Source organism: Oceanobacillus sojae (assembly GCF_007991515.1).
Classification (GTDB): Bacteria; Bacillota; Bacilli; order Bacillales; family Amphibacillaceae; genus Oceanobacillus; species Oceanobacillus sojae.
This window is the reverse complement of sequence record NZ_BJYM01000014.1, coordinates 39,798-62,552: the sequence shown is the minus strand read 5'-3', so window position 1 is coordinate 62,552 and position 22,755 is coordinate 39,798. Positions and strand designations below refer to the sequence as shown.

At 37.7% G+C, this 22,755-nt stretch carries 25 protein-coding genes and 1 riboswitch; of the genes, 13 read left to right on the top strand and 12 right to left on the bottom strand.

Features of this window, described 5'->3' with window-relative positions; translation table 11 throughout:
- Window positions 1-125: 125 nt before the first annotated feature.
- Window positions 126-806 (bottom strand): PadR family transcriptional regulator, encoded by a 681-nt coding sequence (locus OSO01_RS16130; protein WP_147211500.1) that lies wholly within the window; start codon window positions 804-806, stop codon window positions 126-128.
- Between the two features lie 184 nt (window positions 807-990).
- Here OSO01_RS16130 and OSO01_RS16125 point away from each other — a divergent pair, with 184 nt between their 5' ends.
- The 3 genes from OSO01_RS16125 to OSO01_RS16115 all read left to right on the top strand — a co-directional run bounded on the left by OSO01_RS16125 (window position 991) and on the right by OSO01_RS16115 (window position 3,578).
- The gene (locus tag OSO01_RS16125; RefSeq protein WP_147211499.1) at window positions 991-1,602 is read left to right on the top strand and encodes a pyroglutamyl-peptidase I; all 612 of its coding nucleotides are present in this window, start codon (window positions 991-993) and stop codon (window positions 1,600-1,602) included.
- Window positions 1,603-1,674: 72 nt separating this feature from the next.
- Window positions 1,675-2,238, top strand: coding sequence for a cysteine hydrolase family protein (locus OSO01_RS16120; RefSeq protein WP_147211498.1), 564 nt, complete (start codon window positions 1,675-1,677; stop codon window positions 2,236-2,238).
- 182 nt (window positions 2,239-2,420) lie between these two features.
- A complete protein-coding gene (locus OSO01_RS16115; protein ID WP_147211497.1) occupies window positions 2,421-3,578 on the top strand; it encodes a pyridoxal-phosphate-dependent aminotransferase family protein in 1,158 nt (385 codons plus the stop codon).
- Window positions 3,579-3,701: 123 nt separating this feature from the next.
- Here OSO01_RS16115 and OSO01_RS16110 read toward each other — a convergent pair whose 3' ends face one another.
- Both OSO01_RS16110 and OSO01_RS16105 read right to left on the bottom strand, forming a co-directional pair.
- On the bottom strand, window positions 3,702-4,319 hold the full coding sequence (locus OSO01_RS16110; protein WP_147211496.1) for an HAD-IA family hydrolase: 618 nt from the start codon (window positions 4,317-4,319) through the stop codon (window positions 3,702-3,704).
- A gap of 5 nt (window positions 4,320-4,324) precedes the next feature.
- The gene (locus OSO01_RS16105) at window positions 4,325-4,744 is read right to left on the bottom strand and encodes a VOC family protein (RefSeq protein WP_147211495.1); all 420 of its coding nucleotides are present in this window, start codon (window positions 4,742-4,744) and stop codon (window positions 4,325-4,327) included.
- Window positions 4,745-4,831: 87 nt separating this feature from the next.
- Here OSO01_RS16105 and OSO01_RS16100 point away from each other — a divergent pair, with 87 nt between their 5' ends.
- On the top strand, window positions 4,832-5,488 hold the full coding sequence (locus OSO01_RS16100) for an RNA polymerase sigma factor (protein WP_147211494.1): 657 nt from the start codon (window positions 4,832-4,834) through the stop codon (window positions 5,486-5,488).
- Between the two features lie 57 nt (window positions 5,489-5,545).
- The gene (locus OSO01_RS16095) at window positions 5,546-6,226 is read left to right on the top strand and encodes a GNAT family N-acetyltransferase (RefSeq protein ID WP_147211493.1); all 681 of its coding nucleotides are present in this window, start codon (window positions 5,546-5,548) and stop codon (window positions 6,224-6,226) included.
- Between the two features lie 78 nt (window positions 6,227-6,304).
- Here the strand turns inward: OSO01_RS16095 and OSO01_RS16090 are convergent, their stop codons facing one another.
- From OSO01_RS16090 to OSO01_RS16080, 3 genes are read right to left on the bottom strand one after another with little or no spacing between them, the layout of a single operon-like run.
- Complete coding sequence (locus tag OSO01_RS16090; RefSeq protein ID WP_147211492.1) at window positions 6,305-7,210, bottom strand: ATP-binding cassette domain-containing protein; 906 nt, start codon at window positions 7,208-7,210, stop codon at window positions 6,305-6,307.
- Window positions 7,211-7,231: 21 nt separating this feature from the next.
- Entirely contained in the window at window positions 7,232-8,431 is a 1,200-nt protein-coding gene (locus tag OSO01_RS16085; protein ID WP_147211491.1) for an ABC transporter permease, read from the bottom strand.
- Entirely contained in the window at window positions 8,428-9,579 is a 1,152-nt protein-coding gene (locus OSO01_RS16080) for a hypothetical protein (protein ID WP_147211490.1), read from the bottom strand. The genes OSO01_RS16085 and OSO01_RS16080 overlap by 4 nt, the downstream gene beginning before the upstream one ends.
- Window positions 9,580-9,993: 414 nt before the next feature.
- Here OSO01_RS16080 and OSO01_RS16075 point away from each other — a divergent pair, with 414 nt between their 5' ends.
- The 6 genes from OSO01_RS16075 to OSO01_RS16050 all read left to right on the top strand — a co-directional run bounded on the left by OSO01_RS16075 (window position 9,994) and on the right by OSO01_RS16050 (window position 16,035).
- Window positions 9,994-11,874: a beta-glucoside-specific PTS transporter subunit IIABC gene (locus OSO01_RS16075; RefSeq protein WP_147211489.1), complete on the top strand. Its 1,881-nt coding sequence runs from the start codon at window positions 9,994-9,996 to the stop codon at window positions 11,872-11,874.
- Between the two features lie 12 nt (window positions 11,875-11,886).
- Entirely contained in the window at window positions 11,887-13,314 is a 1,428-nt protein-coding gene (locus OSO01_RS16070; RefSeq protein WP_147211488.1) for a glycoside hydrolase family 1 protein, read from the top strand.
- A 26-nt stretch (window positions 13,315-13,340) separates the two neighbouring features.
- Window positions 13,341-14,177 carry a BglG family transcription antiterminator gene (locus OSO01_RS16065; RefSeq protein WP_147211487.1) on the top strand — a complete coding sequence of 279 codons (837 nt, stop codon included), beginning with the start codon at window positions 13,341-13,343 and terminating at the stop codon, window positions 14,175-14,177.
- Window positions 14,178-14,399: 222 nt separating this feature from the next.
- Entirely contained in the window at window positions 14,400-14,852 is a 453-nt protein-coding gene (locus tag OSO01_RS16060) for a MarR family winged helix-turn-helix transcriptional regulator (protein WP_147211486.1), read from the top strand.
- A 24-nt stretch (window positions 14,853-14,876) separates the two neighbouring features.
- Window positions 14,877-15,392, top strand: coding sequence for a spermidine/spermine N(1)-acetyltransferase (paiA, locus tag OSO01_RS16055; protein ID WP_147211485.1), 516 nt, complete (start codon window positions 14,877-14,879; stop codon window positions 15,390-15,392).
- A gap of 22 nt (window positions 15,393-15,414) precedes the next feature.
- Window positions 15,415-16,035, top strand: a complete 621-nt coding sequence (locus tag OSO01_RS16050; protein ID WP_147211484.1) for an FMN-binding negative transcriptional regulator — start codon at window positions 15,415-15,417, stop codon at window positions 16,033-16,035.
- Window positions 16,036-16,227: 192 nt separating this feature from the next.
- Here OSO01_RS16050 and OSO01_RS16045 read toward each other — a convergent pair whose 3' ends face one another.
- From OSO01_RS16045 to OSO01_RS16020, 6 genes are all read right to left on the bottom strand, one after another.
- Window positions 16,228-16,923, bottom strand: coding sequence for an ABC transporter permease (locus tag OSO01_RS16045; RefSeq protein ID WP_147211483.1), 696 nt, complete (start codon window positions 16,921-16,923; stop codon window positions 16,228-16,230).
- A 124-nt stretch (window positions 16,924-17,047) separates the two neighbouring features.
- Window positions 17,048-17,830, bottom strand: a complete 783-nt coding sequence (locus OSO01_RS16040) for a hypothetical protein (protein WP_147211482.1) — start codon at window positions 17,828-17,830, stop codon at window positions 17,048-17,050.
- A complete protein-coding gene (locus OSO01_RS16035; protein ID WP_042530912.1) occupies window positions 17,820-18,158 on the bottom strand; it encodes a PadR family transcriptional regulator in 339 nt (112 codons plus the stop codon). The genes OSO01_RS16040 and OSO01_RS16035 overlap by 11 nt, the downstream gene beginning before the upstream one ends.
- Before the next feature lie 380 nt (window positions 18,159-18,538).
- Entirely contained in the window at window positions 18,539-19,006 is a 468-nt protein-coding gene (locus OSO01_RS16030) for an S-ribosylhomocysteine lyase (RefSeq protein ID WP_147211481.1), read from the bottom strand.
- A gap of 53 nt (window positions 19,007-19,059) precedes the next feature.
- Entirely contained in the window at window positions 19,060-20,361 is a 1,302-nt protein-coding gene (locus tag OSO01_RS16025) for a Na+/H+ antiporter NhaC family protein (RefSeq protein WP_147211480.1), read from the bottom strand.
- A gap of 52 nt (window positions 20,362-20,413) precedes the next feature.
- The gene (locus OSO01_RS16020; protein ID WP_147211562.1) at window positions 20,414-21,178 is read right to left on the bottom strand and encodes an SDR family NAD(P)-dependent oxidoreductase; all 765 of its coding nucleotides are present in this window, start codon (window positions 21,176-21,178) and stop codon (window positions 20,414-20,416) included.
- A 99-nt stretch (window positions 21,179-21,277) separates the two neighbouring features.
- Window positions 21,278-21,379, bottom strand: a riboswitch (SAM riboswitch).
- Window positions 21,380-21,621: 242 nt separating this feature from the next.
- On the opposite strand from OSO01_RS16020, the gene OSO01_RS16015 reads away from it, so the two are divergent.
- Together OSO01_RS16015 and OSO01_RS16010 are read left to right on the top strand one after the other, a co-directional pair.
- A complete protein-coding gene (locus OSO01_RS16015; protein WP_147211479.1) occupies window positions 21,622-21,975 on the top strand; it encodes a lmo0954 family membrane protein in 354 nt (117 codons plus the stop codon).
- A 24-nt stretch (window positions 21,976-21,999) separates the two neighbouring features.
- Window positions 22,000-22,635, top strand: coding sequence for a PspA/IM30 family protein (locus OSO01_RS16010; RefSeq protein WP_147211478.1), 636 nt, complete (start codon window positions 22,000-22,002; stop codon window positions 22,633-22,635).
- The last annotated feature ends 120 nt before the right edge of the window (window positions 22,636-22,755 follow it).

Sequence of the window (22,755 nt, the reverse complement as noted above, 5' to 3'; positions counted from 1 at the left end):
AATAGCTCTGCTGATGAGCTTGCTGCGACATCTATTTAAAAGTAAACTTTATTAATAGAATTTATACAATATAAAACCAAAGACGAATTGCCTGTTTTGCGATCCGTCTTTGGTTATGAAAAGGTCTATTCATCATCTGGTTTATTCTCAACATCACCAGCAATATTTAAAAGCTCTTCTCTTGTTTTTTCAAGCAGCTCCTGCAGCCGTTTTTTCTTCTCTGGATTATCCATAACTTGGCGACCTGTTTTAAAAAAATCATGGAACAACCCCTGCATTTCAGATCTTAAGTTTTGCATTTCCTCGATATTTACATTTTCAAATTGATTCATTCGAGAAACAAAGTGATCTTCCTTTTGGTGCTGGTCTAAATAGGCAGTGCCTTCCTCCGTAATATGATATACCTTTTTTCTGCCTTCTTTAACGGCCTCCACAAGATCCTGATCCTCCAACATTTGAAGGGTAGGGTATACTGAGCCCGGGCTGGGCGAGTAAAACCCCTTAAATTTTTCTTCTAACACCTTGATAATGTCATAACCGTGTCTTGGCTGCTTTTGCAATATTTTTAACAAGACCATCTTAATATCTCCACGTTTGAAAAAGCGTTCGCCGCCACGACCTCCTCCCCTGGCATCGTGTCCTGCAAAGAAATGAGGACCGCCTCTCCTTTCAAAATGTTCATTTCCCATCCCGAATTTATTCCGTCTTAAGAAGTCCTTGTGAAATGTGTTATCTCCTGCGAAAGCATGGTGGTGATTAAAATGAGCCTGCTTTTGGAAAAAAGGGTGTTCATCTTGTTGAAACATAATAGATTCCTCCTGATTATTATTTTTTGCTTCGAAGTTAACGATATATCGTTAATGATAATAATAAGCGATATATCGTTAAATGTCAAGATAAAGTATTCAGGTTATGTATTTGGGGTTTACATCCAGATAAACATAATTCACAGTATGTTATACTGGAAGAAAAACAAGGCAGGTGCAGCATATGACAAAGAAGCTATTATTAACAGGATTTGAACCTTTTCTTGATTTCTCCATTAATCCAACAATGAAAATTGCAGAAGAATTAAATGAGGCAGCAATTGGAGATTACACGATTACTTCCCATATACTATCTGTAGATTTCCATAAGGCAGGAAAACAACTCCTGCAATTAATTGAAGAGACAAAGCCGGATGCAATTATCTCTCTTGGTCTTGCCGGCGGCAGATTCAAAATTAATCCCGAACGCATTGCTATTAATGTGAATGACGGACCAAAGGATAATCAGGGGCACAAACCGGATAATGAAGTCATCTGGGAGGATGGAGCAGACGGAATGTTCTCTACTTTACCAATCAGCAGAATGGTCCAACAGCTGAAAGCACAAGGACTTCCGGCGGAAATTTCCAACACGGCGGGGACTTACCTATGTAATCATGTGATGTATCAAGCATTGCATTATACGAAAACGAACAATCTCGGTCTTCCAGCTGGTTTTATCCATATCCCTGCATCTCATGAGCTTGCGATTGAACATGGGAAGATACCGAGCTGGAGTCATGATGATTTGAAGAGAGCTATTACTATATGTATTGAGACCTTGTCTGAAGCATAGATAAGCAAATTCAATTAAATTGTGTTCTATCGCTGTAAACGATAAATCACTATAAGAAATGAGGAATAACCCTTGAAAAAAGCATTGATAAATATTGATTACACAGTTGATTTTGTAGCAGAGGACGGCGCTTTAACTTGTGGTAAGCCCGGACAGGATCTAGAAAATACCATTGTTTCGTTAACGGAGCAATTTATCAATGATGGTGATTACACAGTTTTTGCCGTTGACGTTCATGATAAAGATGATCCTTATCACCCAGAATCGAAGCTGTTTCCGCCTCATAATATCCGGGGCACAAACGGGAGAGATTTATATGGCCGGTTGCAGGAAATATATGAAATAAACAGTAATAAAGAAAACGTATATTACATGGATAAAACGAGATATTCCGCTTTTGCAGGAACAGATTTAGAAATAAAATTGAGGGAAAGAAATATTGAAGAAGTACACCTGTTAGGAGTATGCACCGATATTTGTGTGCTTCATACAGCAGTGGATGCCTATAATAAGGGGTTTCGTATTGTTGTGTACCAAGATGCAGTTGCCTCATTTAATCAGGCAGGGCATGATTGGGCACTGGGGCATTTTGAAGGTTCACTGGGAGCGGCAGTGGAAAAGTTTGAGAATAAATAAAATAGCCGTTACATTCTCGGAGTAATTGGAAAAGGTTTTTTCATAATCTCCCTAAATCCCATTAACAGAACAAACTATACTTTATAATTAAACAGTGATAATATTTTTAGCATAGATTCATATAATTGAGAATTTACTTAAATGTGCAAAACATGAACGAAATTATGGAAAGGGGAAAAGTTATGTATTCCAATATTCTTAGACATCCTGGACCTACTCCAATTCCTAAAAAAGTGGAATTGGCGATGGCGCAAGATATGATCAGCCATCGTACAGAGGAATTTACCAAACTGTATCGGGAAACAACGGAACGTGTCAAAACCATTTTTGGAACGAAGCAGAATATTATGCTTCTTCCTTCAGGCGGGACGGCAGCATTAGAAGCAGCTGTAGCCAATACTGCCTCAGCTGGTGATGAAGTAGTTGTTGTTACAATAGGTGCTTTTGGAGACTATTTCGTTTCGATATGCGAGAAACATGGCCTGCATGTTCATAAACTTGAGAAGAACTGGGGCGAAGCTTGTACAAAAGAAGAGCTTGCAAACTTTTTAAAGCCCTTGTCCGGTATCAAATCTGTTTTTGCGACTTATAATGAAACTTCGACAGGAATTCTAAATCCAGTTGATCAACTGGCAGAGGCAGTACACGAGAATTCAGATGCTTTATTTATTGTTGATGGTGTGAGCTGTATCGGTGGCGCCCCTGCAGAGATGGACAAATGGGGAATCGATATTTTAGTAACAGGCTCTCAAAAAGCAATTATGCTTCCACCGGGCCTTGCCTTTGTAGCTGTAAGTGACAGGGCCTGGAAGGTGATAGAAATGAATGATACGACTGTCTATTATTTAAATCTGTTAAGCTATCGTGAGTGGGACGCAAAGTCAATGACACCTAATACACCTGCGATTTCATTGATTATGGGATTATCTGCGGTTTGTGATTTAATTGAGGAAGAGGGCGGATTTTCGAAAACAGTAGAACGTCATGAAGTCATGAAAAATATGGTTCGGGAAGCTATGAGAGCTCTTTCCATTGACTTGTTAACAAGTGATGAGCATGCCTCACCAACCTTAACGACAATCTGTGCTCCAAAGGGGTTGGATCTTTCCGACTTTTTAACACACTTAAAGAAAAAATATCATCTTGATTTTGCTGGTGGTCTTGGACAGCTTCAGGGTAAGGTTTTTAGATTTGGACATATGGGATATTGTTTCCCAAGCGATATACTTCAAGCAGTTTCCCTGATTGAAGCAGCCTTGCAGGACTTCTCTTATCAATTTGAGAGCGGTGCCGGGGTAAAGGCAGCTCAAGATGTGTTCTTATCCTCATTAAAAAAATAGCATATTAATTGCAAATGATAGAGTTGATGGCATCCCATAAGTTGAGTAAACTTGTGGAATGCCATATTTTATATCCAGCCTTAATCTGGACAGGCTTAATGGCTGGTATACCCAGTCCATTAACTACATAAAATTCACTAACTCTTTTAAATCCCTGATCATATAATCCCCAGATAAACTACTATCCGAATCGTCAGTTAAAATAATAGATTTAACTCCAGCATTTCGGGAACAATCAGCATCAATTTGCCGGTCCCCTACATAGAATACGGCATCTTTATTTAATTTGTATTTGTCGATAATATATTCTATCCCTTGCGCATGGGGTTTCCTTTCAAAGCCATATTCACTTGTGATAACCTCTTTGAAAAAATGGGTCAGATTGAGATTTTCAAGTACATGGGCAGTGGATTTTCCCTTGTGGGTGTAAATAAAGTTTTGAATATTATTTTCATATAAATAATCTAAAACATATGCTGCATGCGGTATACATTTTATTTCATCGGCTCTCTGATTATTAAGATTAGAAGCCATTGTTTTTAGTTGATTTTTATCATAAGCAGAGCTGTTAGCCATTAAATCAATAAATGCGTTAACGGATTTAGATTTAACATATTGATAGATTTCTTTTTGAGAGTATGAAAGATGACACTGATCAGCAACGATTGCCAAGTTATCTATAATAATTTCGTAAGAGTCAATGATTGTTCCATCTAAATCCCATATAAAGGTGTTTTTCATATTTTTTATTTCTCCTTCTCCTGCATTTCCCTGACATTATCCGAATGGAAAGGTGAACCTTCGACCTCATTCACCACACTAAATGGATTTCCATCTAAATCAAAAAAATCAAAGAATTTCATATCGCCAAAAAAATCTATTTCGGTAACTGCTGCTCCCTGACTTTTAAAGTGCCGGTGTGCAATCTCGATATCAGCCACCACAAAATTGTAGTAAGAATTTTTTTTATTTCTCTTCATATTAAATTCTGTGGGCTGCGGAATTTCTACTTTGACCAAGGCTAATTGTGTTGAACCAATAGGTAAATAAAATCCTGCTCCATCTTCCCAGCTGTCAATTTTCTTTGCTCCAAGATACTTCTCATACCATTCTGAAGATTTTTCAATATTAGTTACAGGGATAAAAATACTTCCAACTTTAAACATACATTATTCCTCCTTCTGATGAAATTCTTATGTATAACGTATATACTTATGTAAAAGTTACATCTAGTTTGAAAAAGGTGAAAAGAGATGATTTTTAAGGACTTAAAGCCTGAAATTAACAAGTTGTATAAATACTGTTTAAAATTATCAGCTTCCCCTTGGCGGGCGGAAGATCTGGTACAGGAAACAATGCTAAAGACTTTTCAGCTGAAAAAATTAGAACCTGAAAGAGAGTTTACATTCTCTTTTCTATGCACTGTAGCTAAAAACCTTTATATCGATGAAAAAAGAAAAAATAGAAGAGAAAGCTACCTTAATGAGGATTTTCATGGTATCGAATATGATTTTATAGAATCCAGCAGTTTAATTGAAGCATTACTTACTGCCTTACCTTTGAAGCAGGCTATGCTGATTACATTGAAGGATGTATTTGGGTATACCTCCAAAGAGATAGCAGCTATGTTAAGAGTAAGGGACGAATCGGTAAAAACAGCGCTTCACCGCTCCAGAAAAAAACTGAAATTAAACGCAGATATCGAGATGAATCAAAGCGTCTCTCTTCCAGATGATAAAATCATTCCTGCGTTATCTAAAGCAATAGCAGGGTCCCAGCCGATGCAAATATTCTTTTATTACCGGCAACTGGAGGCGCAGAATTTTCAAGTAAGAAGAACAGGTGCCGGACGTGCTGTATTTCACGTTATTGATCCTGATGGAAATATATTGGAATTACTTTCTTCATAAAATAATAGAATGAAGGGCCTCGTATGAGGGTGGGGGTTTTCATGCAGGAGGAGTTTTATGAATTCTGATAAGGAATTAATGAATCACCATATAAATGTATTATTTAAACATGATAGTAAAGATAGAATAACTGTTGTGAATGAACCACCATATGATCCCGCCCCAAAGGTTTTTATCGGGACCACCAAGGAAGGTTCTGTCGTAAAGTATGCAGACACATTGCCTGTTTCTTTTATAATAGAATTGGAAAAGATTTTGCAAAAAAGCTCTAGTATTGATCTGGCAGAAATCATCAAAATCTTTCAGCAGGGATATGAATTAAACCAGCTGTGGACTGGCCCGGCATACGTATTCCCTGATAAAATCAACAAATCATCTTATCCGCAAATTGTACAGATAACACATGAAAATAAAGATATCTTAAAATCACAATTTCCGTATACCTTCGAGGATTTCGAGTGTAAGCAGCCTTGTTTTGTAATAATGGAGGGTAACGTTATAGCCTCTATTTGCTGCAGTGCGAGACAAAGTGTAAAGGCAGATGAGGCCAGTCTATTTACAAAAGAAGCTTATCGCAGTAAAGGCTATGGAGCAGCTGTAACAAAAGCGTGGGCTCAGGAAGTGCAGAGGCAGGGCGGTATGGCATTATACAGTACATCATGGGATAATCTGGCATCTCAATCTGTGGCAGGCAGGCTGAATCTTTATTTATATGGAACGGATATTCATATAAGCTGATAATAGGCTTCTATACAAATACAAGCACAATGCCTCATCACGGACACTTTGATAAGACATTGATCTATAGCCCCATACCTAACTACTATAATACGAGCTGTAACGATCCAAAAGATCCAGCGGACCGATTTCCATTTTAAGCTGTACATTGTTTTTTAAATGCTCTTGAAGCTGTAAATTCCGCTCTTTTGAAAACTGATGGACATCCATAATAACGCGCTCATTCGCAAGCTCTTTATAATCTAAATCCGGTATAAAAGCCTTTATCTCTTCTATGATCTTCCCATTTTCTCTTGAACTGAATTTTAGAAACACAGCATCATCTGGAGCTTTTTCCCGGTAATCTCTTGTATAGATGAATTCGCCGCCTTTTAGAAAGAGAATACGATCTGCATATTTCTCAAGGTTTTCTAAAAGGTGAGAGGCAATAATAATAATTTTTCCTTCTTTCTTTTTTTCCTCCAGCAGCTTGGAAATAAGCTCTACATTATCGGGATCAAGTCCATTCATCACTTCGTCCATTAACATATAAGGAGTATTGGCTACAATCTGCATAGCAAAGCACAGCCTCTGCCGCATCCCTAAGGAATATTGGTAGGTTTTATCTTTAATGTAATGAGACATGTTCAACCTCTGTATGACCTGGCCTGGATCAATGGAGGAGTGATGCCACATTTGACGGTAAATATTTAAATGATCAACACCATTCAAATGGTTATACAAATCACTTTGATCAGGCATCATTGTAATCAGCGAGTGGATATAAGCTTCTTTTTTCTTATTAGCATACCGATAGCTTTCCTTGAAGGTTACCTCTCCCTTTGTCGGTGTAACGTAATTCATTAATACATTAAGAAGAGTAGATTTACCGGTTCCATTAGGCGCAACCAGCCCTATTATTTCACCGGGCTGAAATGTGGTGGTAATCCCGTTCAGTACTTTTTTATCTCCAAATTGTACAACAATATTATTTAATTGAATCATTGTATACCTCCTAGCTTTTCATCAAATTGCTAATCTTTTAATTCTGCTTATAAACCAGATAAGTAAAATGATAAGCAGAGCTGCAGCAAGAAGCACGAGCTGTCCTTTTATTATGGTTACAGAATCTATTGCCAGGATATACTGTCTGTAGCCGCTGACGATATTCCCTATTTGTATATAGGAGGTCGGCAGATAGCTTAACCAGGCATCAATAATTGCTCCTCTTTGATAATAAGTTGCTTCAATAAAGAAAATGATACCGATGGTCAGGTTAATAAACTCATTTTTCAAGACAATACTCATCAATAATACAAGACTGATAATAATCGTAAACCACAGTAACATCATGACAAAGCTTTGTACTAAAAATAAACCCATGGATATGCTTTCGTATGTTCCCAGGTTTAAAAATTCAAAGTGATATCTCACCACCGGGAGAGACAGTGTTCCAAATCCTTCCCGGAAACCGATAATCAGAAATGAAGGAATTAAAACGACAAGTGATGTGAGACTGCCTAATAAGGCCACCACTCCTTTTAGCATCAGCCGTTTAAAGGGCGTGAGCGGAAATCCATTTACAATACTCAGATGATGCCTGTCCTTCATCACAATATCGTTACTTAAAAACAGACATACGATCAGAATAATATAAGGGAGACTGGACGCTAGGAGTCTCTGAAGCGTTTGAAGTGCTGTACGTTCTTCAAAAATCTGTATACTCACATCATAGGATGCATTTGCATACTCTCTGTATCTCTCAGCAGAAGACAGATAGGCATAATGTCCATCTGAATGGGAAAATCGATTTCCATACGTATAATAACCTGTAGTATAACGTAAGAAAGAGTCCTGACCAGATGGATAAATAATCTCATCAGAATACGAATACCAATGTTGTGTTGCTTCAGCATAGGTGTGTAAGTCTCCTGTTGCTAAAGCATCTAAGCGTGCTCCATCATATTCATTCCATTCTGGAAAAATCTGATAGGCGAATACCGTTAATGGGTGGGATCCTTCCCGGATTACAACATTATCAAGGAATTCTTGCCGGTCTTCATATCTTGCTTCGATTTCGTTTTTATTAATAGATTCAATCGGCTGATAATTCGGTGCCAGATAAAGTGCATAGTAAAGACTAGCCAATAATAATAAAATAAATAATATGATATTTTTCCGGTTGCTGAAAAAAACTTTCAACTCCCAATGGACATATCCAGTCATGACATCCTCCCTCCTTTATCATCCTTCAATCGGCTCTCCTTCGTTTGGCTCCGGTGAAACTGCCAATAGATGAAGAGAAATATAACGAGAAGGCTGAGGAGCAAAGTAAGAAATCCATTGGATAATGTGATTGCTGCATTACCTGTTATTTCTGCAACGCTTCCATCAGCGACAGTTTGGAAATTAAGATAATTAAAAGGTAAAAAACTCATCCATTTTCCCAAATCTGGCAGCAGATACACGATAAAAAAGACAAAAAAGTGCACAAAGATAATGATATACAGGTTTTTAAAGCAGTAATTTAATAAAATAGAAATGGCGATTGCCACAAGTGACAAGCATAATAAATAAAGGAAGGCGATACCTATATATTGCCAGACAGGTATTGCTGGATAATTCCCGTTAAATAAGGCTACAGGATAACTTAAATCCATATTGTAAATTATAGCAGCTGAAGTGATAGCAATGGTGAAGGTCAAAACTAAACAGAAAAAAATAAATAGAAAATAGCTTAATAGCTTTGCAAATAGTTTAGAAGCAGTAGAGAGAGGATAACCATTTACAAGAGATTTGTGATTTGTTTCATCCAACAGGATATCAGATGAGAATATGCCAACTAATAAGTACCAGCCATATCCTAGCGCAAATAGAAACAGGATAATATAAGTCGGGAAGTTAGAATTATCAACAAGCAGCCTTTCTTCCTGAGTCTGAATTTCTGTGAAAAGTGCAGCATCCAGCTGGTTTTGCCGATAGGCAGGGATAAATTGGGCAACCTCCTCAAAACCGTCCAGAGCATAAGCCTCATTCCGTACTTCTGTGAGGTCAATGGCACCTTGTATGTATGTGTCTTCATCTTCCATCACTAATCCCAGCGTTCTGTTAGCCAGATTACTCGATTGACTAATCAGATTCCGATAGAGCGGAGATGCTACATCAGAATCGGTTGCATCTACATTTCTAAACTGGTCTAAAGCGGAATTTAATGCAACAACTTCTGCAGCAGTACCTGGTTCAAGCTCTCTAAATTGACTGTTTTCCAAGTAAACGAAGGAACCGATGATGAAAAGAATTAAAATGAAAATAATAGATTTGAATTTCAGGTTCTTCCGTTCAACTAGAAAAACGGTCTTCATTAACCTGAACATGTCTATTCCCCTTTATCAACAATGTATGTCAGAAAAGTTCTAATTTTCCACATCTGTTTTATTGTAACATAAAAATGTAAGCGTTATTTTATCTTAGGGAGATTTAATGTATTATTAGAGCATATTAGGAGGTTTTTTAGGAGTTTTAACCGAACACAGAGAATAAAACCGTAAGAAAATAGTTATATTGTTAATAAAGAAATTTAAACTATTGCATTATAATTTCCTATGTGATATGCTAATTTTCAGTTATATAACTAAATATTACACGGATTATGATGGCGTGTTACTGATAATGCAGGCAAAACCAGAATAATTTATACTTTATCTCTTTTAGGGATAGGTGTAAGTTGTTTTGGTATTTTTTTTGCCTTTTATAAGTAATACAGGCATCTTATAAAGGAGCAAAGGAAGATGAACTACAAACAATTAGGTAAGGAAGTATTGGCCCGTGTTGGCGGTAAAGATAATGTAGCTATGCTTACACATTGTGCAACAAGGCTTCGATTTGAATTTCATGATTATTCTAAAGTGGAAAAAGAGCAAATCGAAAAGCTGCCGGGTGTTATTTCTGTAGTAAATAAAGGAGGACAATTTCAAATTATTGTGGGCAATGAAGTGCAGCAAGTTTATCGTGCCATTCACGAAGAAATTGGCCCAGAGGGAGATCAAAAAAATAATTCCAACAATAATAAAGAAAAGAAAAGTGTTATTTCCCGTTTGATTAGTGTTATTTCGACTACCTTCACCCCTTTTATTCCAGCTATTATTGGTGCGGGTATGATTAAAGCAGTTTTAGCAATATTGGTATTAGTTGGGCTGTTGACAGAGGAAAGCCAAACTTTCTTCATATTGAATACGGTTGCAGATGCGGCTTTCTTCTTTATGCCTGTATTACTGGCCTACGGTGCTTCTATTAAGTTTGGAACGTCACCAATTCTTTCAATGACGATTGCTGGAGTCTTGCTTCACCCGAATTGGGCAGGCGTACTGGAGGCTGGTGATACACTTCACTTTATTGGTGTACCAGTTCAATTAACAGATTATGCAGGATCTGTATTACCTATTATTATCACTGTATGGATTATGTCTTATGTGGAACGCTTTGCAGAATGGGTATCACCTTCCATTATCAAATTCTTTTTGAAGCCGATGTTAATTATGTTGATTACAGCGCCGCTAGCGCTTGTAGTCATTGGCCCAATTGGAACCTATTTAAATGATTTAGTAGCATTTGGAGCTGATACTATTAACAGTCATGCCAGCTGGCTAATTCCAATGTTAATGGGAACATTACAGCCGTTCCTGCTTATTACTGGAACTGCCTGGGCTATGACACCAATTGCTACAACACAGCTATCCAATAATGGCTACGAAACGATGAATGGACCTGGTATGCTTGCATCTAATATTGCACAGGGGGCGGCTACATTAGCGGTTGCTGTTAAATCAAAAAACAGAGAACTTAAACAGATGGCAGGCTCAGCTGGTTTTACCGCTCTAGTAGGTATTACAGAACCTTCTCTGTATGGGGTTACTCTAAAATTGAAAAAACCATTAATTGCTGCCATGATTGGTGGGGGATGTGCAGGGATATATGCAGGTCTTTCCGGGCTTGTACGCTACGCATTTGTTTCACCCGGGCTAGCAGGGATCCCAGCATTTATCGGTGAAAATCCAATGAATATCGTTCATGCTTTAATGACGATTGTTATTGCTTTTGTCGTTGCTTTTGCAGTTACTTGGATTCTTGGATTTGAGGATCCAGTTGATGAAACAATTACGACAGAAGTAAGTGAAACGAAAGAAAATCAAAAGGAAATAAATAAAGTAATTGCTACAACACAAACTTCTATCGCCAGCCCACTTTCCGGGATCGTAGTACCTTTGGAAGAGGTTAATGATGATGTGTTTTCAAGTGGATTGCTTGGAAAAGGTACAGCGATTGTTCCTGATCAGAATGAGGTAAGGGCTCCATTTTCAGGTGAGGTTGTTACACTGCTTCCTTCTAAACACGCAATAGGATTAAAGCGTGATGACGGCTTGGAATTACTAATCCATATTGGCATTGATACCGTTAATCTTAATGGAGAATTCTTTACTGTACATGTACAACAAGGTGATCGTATTGAGACTGGAGATTTGTTAGTTAACTTTGACCGTGAGGCAATTAAAGATAAAGGTTATGATATAGTTACACCTATTATTATTACGAATCCTGATGAATTTCAGGACATGACAGTTGTTTCAGTGGAACAAATTGATTATGGCCAAAAGCTTTTAGATAAGAAGTAAGGAGGATTTAATATGTTATATAATGAATTAAAGCCTTTCCCAAAGGATTTCCTTTGGGGGGCTTCTACTTCAGCCTATCAGGTAGAAGGAGCTTCTGAGGAAGATGGGAAAGGAAAATCTGTCATCGATATGATGGATCATCCGGAAGATACTGCTGGATTTACTGTTGCGAGTGATCATTACCATCGATTTAAAGAGGATATTCGGCTTTTTCATGAATTAGGGCTGAAGGGATACCGCTTTTCCATTGCATGGACTCGTATTTTTCCTGAAGGAACAGGAGAAATAAATGAAAAAGGCTTACAGCATTATGAGGAATTAATAGACGAACTGATAAAGTATGGGATAGAACCAATTGTTACTCTTTATCATTTCGATTTGCCATATGCATTGGAAGAAAAAGGCGGCTGGGGAAATCGTGAGGTTATTGATGCTTTTGTAGAGTATGCAAGGATATTATTTAATCGATTTGGAAAAAAAGTTAATTATTGGCTTACCATTAATGAACAGAACACATTGATTCTGCATCCAGGTGCAGTTGGGGTACCAAAAGGCGGAAAACTTCCAACGAAAACTTCTTTATATCAACAAAACCATCATATGCTGGTGGCTCAAGGAAAAGTAATGGAATTATGCCATGAGATGTGTCCACATTCACAGATTGGTCCAGCACTGAATATGACCTCGATGTACCAGGCTACAAGTAAACCGGAGGATGCTATTGCAGCGCACAATTGGGAAACAATTCGCGGCTGGAGCTTCCTTGACCTGGCAGTGCATGGAAAATACAATAATTTGTTGTGGAGTTATTTGGAAAATAGAGGTTGGCAGCCAGAGATTCTTGAAGGAGATTTAGAAGCTATTGGCAAGGGACATCCTGATTTTATTGCAATAAATTATTATTCCACTGCCACTATTTCTGAAAGTACGGGGGACGCCAGTGACGTAAGCCCGAGAGCTGGAGATCAGCAAATTATGCTTGGAGAACCAGGTGTATACCGGGCAGAGGAAAACCCTTATGTAGATAAAACTAAATATGGATGGGTAATCGATCCTGTGGGGTTACGGCTTACCCTGCGTAAAGTATATGAAAGATATAATTTACCGATAATGATTACCGAAAATGGCATTGGTGCGCCGGATGTACTCAATGATGATGGTTCAGTGCGCGATGATTATCGGATTGATTTTATCCAGGCACATCTGAAACAAATTCAATGGGCGTTAACAGACGGTGTAGAAGTGTTTGGATATTTCCCATGGGCAGCATTGGATGTAGTCAGTACGCATCAAGGCTATGCTAAACGATATGGTTTTATTTATGTAAATAGAGGAGAATTCGATGTGAAGGATTTGAAACGCATCAAGAAAGACAGCTTTTATTGGTATCAAAAGGTGATTGAGTCCAACGGCAAGGACGGATTAGATAAGAATAATTAAACTTCACAAGTATAGTTGGTGATCTGATGAAGGTGGACAAAGTATTGAATAACAACCTTGTGTTTTCTAAGAATGAAGAAGACCATATTGTTATTGTGATGGGGAGAGGACTGGGCTTTAAATACAAAAAAGGTGACCTTATTGATGAGGAAACCATTGAAAAGGTTTTTGTCCCTAATGATCAACATGCAAGGCAAGAATATGTGCGTATATTAGAGAGTGCTCCGAAACAGCATTTTGAAGCAATTAATGATGCTTTAGGTCATCTGAAAGATCATTGGAAAGGTGAACTGGATGATCGTTATTTTCTTATATTATTTGACCATATTGCATTTGCCATTGAACGCGCAGAAAAAGGACTGGTCTTCCAGAACAAACTTTTAAATGAGGTTCGTAATCATTATCCTGAAGAGTTTGAAGCAGCACTTACGGTGGTTAAAGAGATTAACAGCAGATTGGCTGTCCATTTGCCGGAGGAAGAAGCGGGAAATATCGCTTTTCACCTTGTAAATGCTAAAACTAAAGATCAAAATTTTGAAAAGACGATGTTACGGATGAAGATGGTAAAGGATATGCTGAACTTAATTCAATATAAGTTAAATATCCAGCTGGACATTCATTCTATGCGCTACAACCGATTTGTCACACATCTTGAATACTTCATCCAGCGTATATTAGAGAATAAACAGCTAGATAATAAAGATCTTTTCTTATATGAGCAATTTATAGAAAAATATCCAGAAGAGTATAAAGCTACGCAAGCGATTGCTGAATATAGTAAGAATGTAGCTGGGTATGAGGTCACTGATGAAGAAAAACTTTATTTTATGATACATTTAGCACGTTTTACCAATCAACAGTAGAAATAAAGAAACAGAAACGGATATTTTAAGCCGGTTCTGTTTTTTTTTGTCGTCAATATGAATACTGATTTTGCGAAAAAAATTTAGAAATTGCTGTGTGATGAAGGGCTTTTGGATTTTTGGAACTTTCCAGACAATAAAAAATCTGTTGTTTATTTTTGTTGTACTTACAACAAAAATAAATTAAAATTTATATATAATAAAAAAGCCGGGGGTGAAAGAATGGCAGAAATCCTGCGCGAAATAGGGATGATTGCGAGAGCACTTGACTCTATCAGCAATATCGAATTTAAAGAATATGATCTTACAAAAGGCCAATATCTATATTTGGTCCGTATCTGTGAAAACCCGGGTATTATTCAAGAAAAGCTTGCTGAAATGATAAAAGTAGACAGAACCACAGCTGCACGAGCTATCAAAAAGCTGGAGGAAAACAATTTTATTCAAAAGACAGCTGATGCAGATAACAGAAAGATAAAGAGGCTGCTGCCAACGGAAAAAGGAGAGTACATCTACCCAATGATTAAAAAGGAAAATGATTACTCCAATCAGGTAGCCTTAAAAGGGCTGACAGAAAAAGAAGCAGAAAAGCTTGTATATTTACTTGAAAAGGTCCGGAAAAATATTGAGGTGGACTGGGAGTTTGTGAAGAAAGGAAATAAGCGGCAGTATTAAATGGAACGAAGGGAAGACAAAAACATGGTGATAAAGATAGAAGCTTGCAATCAAAACGATTTGCAAATGCTGCAAGAAATCAGTATAGAAACATTCATGGAAACATTTCAAGAGCAGAATACACCGGAGAATATGCAAGCTTATTTGGAAAGTGCCTATACATTGGATAAGCTCCGAAAGGAAATAACGCAGGAAAATTCATTTTTCTTTTTCATTTACTATAATAACCAGCTGGCTGGATATATGAAGGTGAATACAGATGATGCCCAGTCAGAGGAAATGGACGCGGATGCGCTTGAAATAGAACGAATTTATATTCGAGACGGCTTTCAGCGGAAGGGTTTGGGAAAATATTTGATGAACAAAGCAATCGAAATAGCAGAGGATAAAAAGAAGCAGAAAGTATGGCTGGGTGTTTGGGAATATAATGAGCAGGCGCTGGCCTTTTACAGGAAAAATGGTTTTGTACAGACCGGATCGCATTCCTTTTTTATGGGGGATGATGAGCAGACAGATTATATTATGACGAAAACACTGTAGATATCCATAAAGGAGAGTGTCTATGTATATACCGAAGCGTTTTAAAGTCACGGATCCGAAAGAAATTTGGGAATTTGTCAATCGGCATTCTTTTGCAACACTGGTTACGACAGAAAATAATACACCTGTTGCAACACATCTGCCGGTAACAATAACCAGAAAAGAGGATGATTATATCATTACAGGCCATGTAGCCTACGCAAACCCGCAATGGAAAACATTGGAGAACGTAGAGAATGCACTGGTGATATTTCAAGGACCGCATGCGTATATTTCCCCGACCTGGTATTCGCATGAAAATGTTCCAACCTGGAATTATCAGGCTGTCCATATGTATGGAGCTCCACGAATACTGGAAAAGGATGAACTCAGGGAGTCGCTAAAAATTCTTTCAGATAAGTATGAAAAGCATAGATATCCTTCTTTTTCAGTAGAGAAGTTTACACCCAAGCTGTTAGAGGCCCAGTTGAAAGCAATTATTGGATTTGAAGTTAGAGTCACAGAAATACAGGCGGCCTACAAATTAAGTCAAAATCGAAAAGAAGCTGATTATAAAAGTGTTATGAATCATTTGCAGGAGGAAGGGGATTCTGATTCCCGTCAAGTCGCAGAGCAGATGAAAAAGAATATGCCATTACCATGAGATAGCAGTTCAAAATATGTGAGGAAAGAGGTTGGATGAAGTCATTTTTTAATTTATAAATTATTGAAACCGGACAGTATTAATACTATCTCAGGAAGGTAGAGCAGTTCGCTCTCACTATATATTAATTTGTCCGGTTTCAATCCATTTGAACGAGCTGCATACCTTTGATATAAATTCTCTAATAATGAATCAACTGTCTTCTGTGTTTTCAAGAGGGTGTCTGCTCATTTTGTACCCTTGCAGTATAAAACATATAAGTGTCAGTACAAGCAGTACACCTACAGTATACAAAACGGCAGTACTATCGATGAATGTACTGGATCCTGGATCAATGACAAACCAAAGCAGCTTCGTAAAGAAAATACCAAAAGTTAACCCGAATACTACCCCATAACAAACAAAGATGAATGCCTGCCAAACAATAACGGACATCATACCATTCTGCGTTAAGCCTAATAGACGTGTAATCCGGTAGCTGGTTTGCTGCGTTAATATGTCGTTCATCAGTGTTTGCAAGATGCCGAATGATGCACTTGCGATTAAAATAATCAATGTTCCGATAACCAGGACATATCGCTGCTGAAACATCTGGTCATCTTCTTTTAGTTCTGCTGTTTTTGTAGTGAAATGTAATGCAGGTATTTTACTGATAATGGGCTGCAAAACGTCCACATCGTCGGTACCAACAAAAATTTCACTTACATTCAAAACATCGGCTATTTCTTCGGACCAATCGACAACAATACTGTTAAATGGAAATAAGGATGATTCATTAGAAATTGCACTGACAATAAGTGGATCATAGCCTGAGTAATTATAAAGATCAGTTATTGGCAGCTCGTCTCCCACTTTAATATGATGCTCTTCTGCAAAGCTTTCTTCCACAATTGCCCCCAGTTAAGGGATATTGCTTATCTTGATGGGAAAGATTTGTTGCGCGTATATCTGTATCAATGATTTTATCAGGTAATTGAAGGCTGAAGCTTGCAATTCCACATTTAACTATTGTTTAATGAGAGATTTTTTTATCCTCTTTTTTAGATGTATACATTAGAATTCCCATTACAGTAATATTAACGGCAATAAGTATAATACCGGAAATGATTAAATAGGATTCACCTTCTAGAATGCTGCCACCAGTAGAGATTTTACCAATAATCTCAGGCACACTAGGCAGACACATTAAGAATATAAATATTGCCAAAAACCATTGCTTCAAGATAAGCGTGACAATAATGAAAATACTTAAGAGAATAGCTCCGATAATAAGGTTTACAATAAAATTGCTCTCTGCAAGCACAATCCCTGGATGATTTCGGATAATAAATTGTCCGCCGACCAGAGCAGCCATGTAAGGAGCATAAAATAAAAACAGTCCGATGTAGGTTTTTTTACTGTCTCCATATTTTTGAACGATTTTTTTTAAGGAAATGATAGTAGCCGCTGTTCCGATAATCAGCACTGCAAGGTTATACAGGATAACACTTGTATTTAATTCAAAGTCTCCGCTGATTAGGTCAGGAATGATAAATACCCCCAGCAAATAGACAAGTAATAAAATACTATATTTAATAAAACCTTTGTTTCGCGGAAGTTCTTCGGAAATAGACCGGATATACGCCTTCACAGAATTTCCGGTAATACTTTCTACACTTTGCCCATTTGCTTCCGCTTCTATTAAATGATCTCGCAGTTCTGCTTCAATTTCTTGAATATCTTTTTCTCTTTTACCGCGGCTTATTAGCTCTAAACGTAAATTCCGCAAAAATTTTTCTGCTTCTTTACTTAGCATCCTCCACACTCCTCATCAAGTTATTCATCCCTTTATTCAGATAGGACCATTTATTCCGAAATACGGCTAATTCTTCCAAGCCTTTATCTGTGATTGTGTAGTATTTTCGTTTTGGCCCGCCTGTATCGGATTTTTTCAGTTCGGTTTGGACATATCCTTTTTTACTTAAGCGCAGAAGTACAGGATAAATACTTCCGTCACTGATTTCCGGGAAATCCCGTTCTTTTAATTTCTCTAAAATTTCATATCCATAAGTTTCACCTTGAGAAATTAGTCCTAAAATTGCTCCATCTAATAATCCCTTCATCATCTGATCAGATACTGACATGCCGTACCTCCTTGACTATCTTGTAATATACTATAGTTGATTAAAAGGTAATTGTCAACTATCTTATATAAAAAGATAGTTGAGTTTTTTCTTTTACTTTAGGGATAGGTAAAGACGATAATAATGGTGTAATTCAAAGTAGCTGAAATTTTTATTTATAGATTTGAAGTGAAGGGGAAATGATAAATCCATTTACATAAGAAAAACCAAGAAAATCACTTGTTCTTTAAAACACTGGTGTTCTTGCCAAGGAGATGTCCGCTACGGGAAGCGTAGTGTATTTCTGGAGCGGCTATCTCCAGCATTTTTTATACTTTCTTACTCTTTAAAAAAAAGAAACCCGGGCATGCCCGGATTTCCTTTTAACAATTTACTTCAATTTATTCTGCAAATACCTTATGCCATTCTGCTTTATGTTCCAGTAATTCTTTTGCTAATTCTTTGGCACCTTCTAAGCTGTGGCTTGCAGCCCAGCCGCATTGAACTTCATTACATGCGGGAACTTCTTCAGCATTTAATACATCTTCTAATGTTTTTTCTACTGTTTCCAGAAGTCCATCATAGTTGTCATCGTTTAAAATAGTTAAATAGAATCCAGTTTGGCAGCCCATTGGACTAAAATCTACTACCGTATCATGATGGTTTCTAATTAATTCAGCCATTAGATGCTCCAGTGAATGAAGTGCAGGCATATCCATATGTCCTTTATTCGGCTGTTTTAAACGCAGGTCATACTTATAGATAACATCTCCATTTGCACCTTTTGTTGTTCCAGCCAAACGGATATAGGGTGCTGCCACTTTTGTGTGATCCAGATTAAAACTTTCTACATTCATTGCTTTTACCATAATTGATACGCTCCTTCTTTTTTCTTTAGTTTAACATGTTATTCTTTATTTTTTTAGTTTCCAGCTTTTTTAAATTTGGGAAAGCCTATTAATATAGCAATGATACCACAAATTCCTAATGTCATTGGGTAAATAGAATAAGGTATGATGCTTACTGGTGAAATAGCTGCAAGACCGGCAGCCGCCAGCATTTGCCCTCCATAAGGAACGAGCCCTTGCCAGCAGCTTGAAAAGATATCCAGCAGACTGGCAGACTTTCGCGGGTCAACGTTATATTCATCGGCAATATTTTTTGCTAGTGGTCCAGTCATAATAATCGAAATGGTATTGTTTGCTGTTGCGATGTCGGCGGCACTTACTAACCCGGCAATACCAAATTCCGCTCCTTTTTTCGTTCTTATTCTGCTGGTTACAGTATTGAGCAGCCACTGAATACCACCATTATATTGGATGATGCCAATCATTCCGCCAATGAAAATAGCAACTAGCGCAATATCCTGCATGTTTAAGACCCCTTGAGAAACGGCTTGGATAAGTCCCGTTCCGGTAAAAGAACCATTGAGCAATCCAATAATACCGGCTAGAATAGTTCCTCCGAATAGAACAATGAGTACATTGATTCCGATAAGCGCACAAACTAATACAGCAATATAAGGCAAAACTTGAATAAATTCATAAGGATATTCACCAGTTAATTCAACGGAGCTCCCACGAGTGATAAACCAAAGAATAATAGATGTAACTATTGCTCCCGGTAAAATAATAAAAAAGTTTGTCTTAAATTTATCACTCATTTTTGTATGCTGTGTCCGTACGGCAGCGATGGTTGTATCTGAAATCATAGATAAATTGTCTCCGAACATTGCTCCACTGATTACTGTCCCCATTGCTAGTGCCAGTGGAATGCCGGTTTGCTCAGCAATACCTATGCCGATAGGGGTAAGTGCAGCAACAGTTCCCATAGAAGTCCCCATGGAAAGAGAGATAAAACAACCGACAATAAACAGGCCGACCATCAAATAATTACTTGGAATGAACGACAGCCCCATATTAACTGTTGATTCAACGGCACCCATTTCTGAAGCGGTCTGGGCAAATGCCCCAGCCAAAATAAAAATAACTACCATTAACATGATATTTGGATGTCCTGCACCTTTGGTGAATATCTCCAGCTTTGCAGTAAGTTTTTCTTTTCGATTCATTGCTAGTGCCGCAGCTGATGCAATAATGATAGCAACATTAATTGGCATGTTGGAAAAGTCGCCTGTGATTAATCCAGTGCCAATAAATAAAAGTACAAAAATAAGTAATGGTAAAAGCGCCAATAAGCTTCCTTTATTTTCTTGATTAGCCATTGAAATCCTCCTGATTTTTTATCTGTTTAAGATAATGGAATATAAAAAACGATTAGTTCATGGTCATACCGCCGGTAACATTTACTCCTTGCCCTGTCATATAATCCGAATAAGTGGACGCCAAAAAGATAACAACATTTGCAATATCCTGCGGAACCCCTGTTCTTCCTAAAGGGACCTGAGAATTATCCTCGAGTTCAATTGCCTCCGCATTAACTTTTCGAAGCTCACCGCCAATCGTTCTTTCTGTCCTCTTCATATCTGTTTCAACGATACCTGGGCAGACGGCGTTCACATTGATTTTATCCTTAGCCAGCTCTAGAGCAGCAACCTTGGTCATACCAAGAACAGCATGCTTTGAAGCGACATAGCTCCCCATAAGCCGGTATCCGTTTTTGCCGGCCTGTGAAGAAATATTGATAATTTTTCCGCCTTCTCCCTGCTGTTTAAGGGCATTAGCCGCCGCCTGCATACAGAGGTAGACTCCTTTTGCATTAACATCCATTGTTTTATCCCAATCATTTTCCTTTATATCAACAAAATAATCCATTGTAGAAATTCCAGCATTATTTACTAAGATATCTAATCTGCCAAAATGATCTATCACATGCTTGACCATATTGTCTACCTGATCACTTTTTGATACATCGGTGGCAATATATAAAACATTAGCTGCTGCATTTGCAGGCGCATCTATTTTGTCAGCTACAGCAACCTTTGCCCCGCAATCCAGAAGTGCCTCTACAATTGCCTTGCCAATTCCGTTAGCTCCACCAGTTACAATCGCAACCTTACCTGTTAAATCCATTGTGTACATCACGAACATTCCTTCCCTTCATTGCTGGAATAAAAAGCAAAATAAAAACCCCTTCTTAAATCAAAAGAAGAGGTAAAAATGAAATAAATTATTTTTCTCTTCCTATCTCTAAGCTTTGATGCTACTGGAATTGGCACAGTACTAATATAGTCCGCTGCCGAGGCTTCGAAGGGCCAGTCCCTCCACCTCTCTAGATAAGAAATTATATACTTATAGAATATGAATTTTGTAATTAATAGTAATAAGATACAAGAAATAAATTTGAAAGTCAATATTTGTTGTGGAATTACCTTTCCAATTTTGTTCTTTTCGAATACCCTGTTTAACTGTAGTTTAGAAGCAAATAGACCTTAAGGCTTAGACAAAGATATTTCTCAGGCTCATTACGGGGAAGTGCCAAAACCGATAAGATAAAGATACGATAACGAAAGGGGAAAAACAAAATGAAAAAATTCATGTTGTTTGTCGGAGGACTGATCGCGGTGCTTGTCCTTTTAGCAAATTTAGGTCCAATGGTATTACTGGCATTAAGCGTATGGCTACTATATATATGCTTTAAAAAATTTATGAGCACAGATTCAACTGCTGCAAAAGTAGGTTGGGCGATACTCGGATTAGTTGTAGTGAGCATTACATTCTCTAATATTTATGCTGTTTTAGGTGTTGCAGCGGCATATGCGCTTTACCTTATCTATAAAAATTGGAACACACCGGAAAGCTCTGTTGTCCACGAAATAAAAGAAGATGAAGACCCATTTACGAATTTTGAAAAACAGTGGGCGGAGTTAAACAAATAAAAATCATAAAAGGAGAGATTGATTATGTCAACAAATATTTTCACTCGAATGAAGGATACGATTTCAGCAGATTTACACACAATGATGGATAGAAAGGAGCAAAAGAATCCAATTGCTGCGCTTAATCATTATTTACGCCAAAGTGAACAGGAAAAAGAAAAAGTAAGAAAGCTGATTGACCGCCAATATAAATTAAAAGAAGAGTTTGCACGTGAGTATATGAAAGCACAGGAACTTGCGGATAAACGCTTAAATCAAGCACAAATCGCAGATCGTGCTCAGGAAGAGGAAATGCATGAATTTGCTCTAAAAGAGCATGAAGAATATCAAAACCGTGCAGATCGTATGAAAGCATCCAGAGAAGTAGCTATTACCGAGCTTGAAAACCTGGAGCAGAAATACGAAGAGATGAAGCACCGCTTAAAGGATATGCACCTGCGCCGTATGGAACTGATGGGACGTGAAAATATCGCAAAAGCGAATCATCAAATTAATCGGGTAGTGGAAGAGTCACCAGAAAAACCATTCTCTAAGTTTGCAGAAATGGAGCAGTATATTGAAAACCTGGAGTACAAAGTAAACAGCTCATACTATCGAAGCACGTTTGACAACAAAATTGCAGCAATTGAGAAGAATTTAGATGAAAAGGAAACAAACTAGAGCGCATAGACAGAAGCGAAAAAATTAAAAAGTGTTCTTAGCAGCTCAAACAGCACTCCCCTCATTGCCAATTGGTAATGAGGGGAGTGCCTATTTTGAAAACCAAAATAATTGCAGTAT

Bases quoted from the DNA above. Each gene is read 5' to 3' on its own strand.
- OSO01_RS16025 (WP_147211480.1), bottom strand. From the start codon at position 20,361: ATGGCTAATCAAGAAAATAAAGGAAGCTTATTGGCGCTTTTACCATTA.
- OSO01_RS16030 (WP_147211481.1), bottom strand. From the start codon at position 19,006: ATGGTAAAAGCAATGAATGTAGAAAGTTTTAATCTGGATCACACAAAA.
- OSO01_RS16095 (WP_147211493.1), top strand. From the start codon at position 5,546: ATGAATTCTGATAAGGAATTAATGAATCACCATATAAATGTATTATTT.
- paiA (WP_147211485.1), top strand. From the start codon at position 14,877: ATGGTGATAAAGATAGAAGCTTGCAATCAAAACGATTTGCAAATGCTG.
- OSO01_RS16105 (WP_147211495.1), bottom strand. From the start codon at position 4,744: ATGTTTAAAGTTGGAAGTATTTTTATCCCTGTAACTAATATTGAAAAA.
- OSO01_RS16070 (WP_147211488.1), top strand. From the start codon at position 11,887: ATGTTATATAATGAATTAAAGCCTTTCCCAAAGGATTTCCTTTGGGGG.
- OSO01_RS16040 (WP_147211482.1), bottom strand. From the start codon at position 17,830: ATGCTAAGTAAAGAAGCAGAAAAATTTTTGCGGAATTTACGTTTAGAG.
- OSO01_RS16020 (WP_147211562.1), bottom strand. From the start codon at position 21,178: ATGTACACAATGGATTTAACAGGTAAGGTTGCGATTGTAACTGGTGGA.
- OSO01_RS16110 (WP_147211496.1), bottom strand. From the start codon at position 4,319: ATGAAAAACACCTTTATATGGGATTTAGATGGAACAATCATTGACTCT.
- OSO01_RS16035 (WP_042530912.1), bottom strand. From the start codon at position 18,158: ATGTCAGTATCTGATCAGATGATGAAGGGATTATTAGATGGAGCAATT.
- OSO01_RS16090 (WP_147211492.1), bottom strand. From the start codon at position 7,210: ATGATTCAATTAAATAATATTGTTGTACAATTTGGAGATAAAAAAGTA.
- OSO01_RS16080 (WP_147211490.1), bottom strand. From the start codon at position 9,579: ATGTTCAGGTTAATGAAGACCGTTTTTCTAGTTGAACGGAAGAACCTG.
- OSO01_RS16060 (WP_147211486.1), top strand. From the start codon at position 14,400: ATGGCAGAAATCCTGCGCGAAATAGGGATGATTGCGAGAGCACTTGAC.
- OSO01_RS16125 (WP_147211499.1), top strand. From the start codon at position 991: ATGACAAAGAAGCTATTATTAACAGGATTTGAACCTTTTCTTGATTTC.
- OSO01_RS16065 (WP_147211487.1), top strand. From the start codon at position 13,341: ATGAAGGTGGACAAAGTATTGAATAACAACCTTGTGTTTTCTAAGAAT.
- OSO01_RS16050 (WP_147211484.1), top strand. From the start codon at position 15,415: ATGTATATACCGAAGCGTTTTAAAGTCACGGATCCGAAAGAAATTTGG.
- OSO01_RS16010 (WP_147211478.1), top strand. From the start codon at position 22,000: ATGTCAACAAATATTTTCACTCGAATGAAGGATACGATTTCAGCAGAT.
- OSO01_RS16100 (WP_147211494.1), top strand. From the start codon at position 4,832: ATGATTTTTAAGGACTTAAAGCCTGAAATTAACAAGTTGTATAAATAC.
- OSO01_RS16085 (WP_147211491.1), bottom strand. From the start codon at position 8,431: ATGACTGGATATGTCCATTGGGAGTTGAAAGTTTTTTTCAGCAACCGG.
- OSO01_RS16115 (WP_147211497.1), top strand. From the start codon at position 2,421: ATGTATTCCAATATTCTTAGACATCCTGGACCTACTCCAATTCCTAAA.
- OSO01_RS16075 (WP_147211489.1), top strand. From the start codon at position 9,994: ATGAACTACAAACAATTAGGTAAGGAAGTATTGGCCCGTGTTGGCGGT.
- OSO01_RS16015 (WP_147211479.1), top strand. From the start codon at position 21,622: ATGAAAAAATTCATGTTGTTTGTCGGAGGACTGATCGCGGTGCTTGTC.
- OSO01_RS16130 (WP_147211500.1), bottom strand. From the start codon at position 806: ATGTTTCAACAAGATGAACACCCTTTTTTCCAAAAGCAGGCTCATTTT.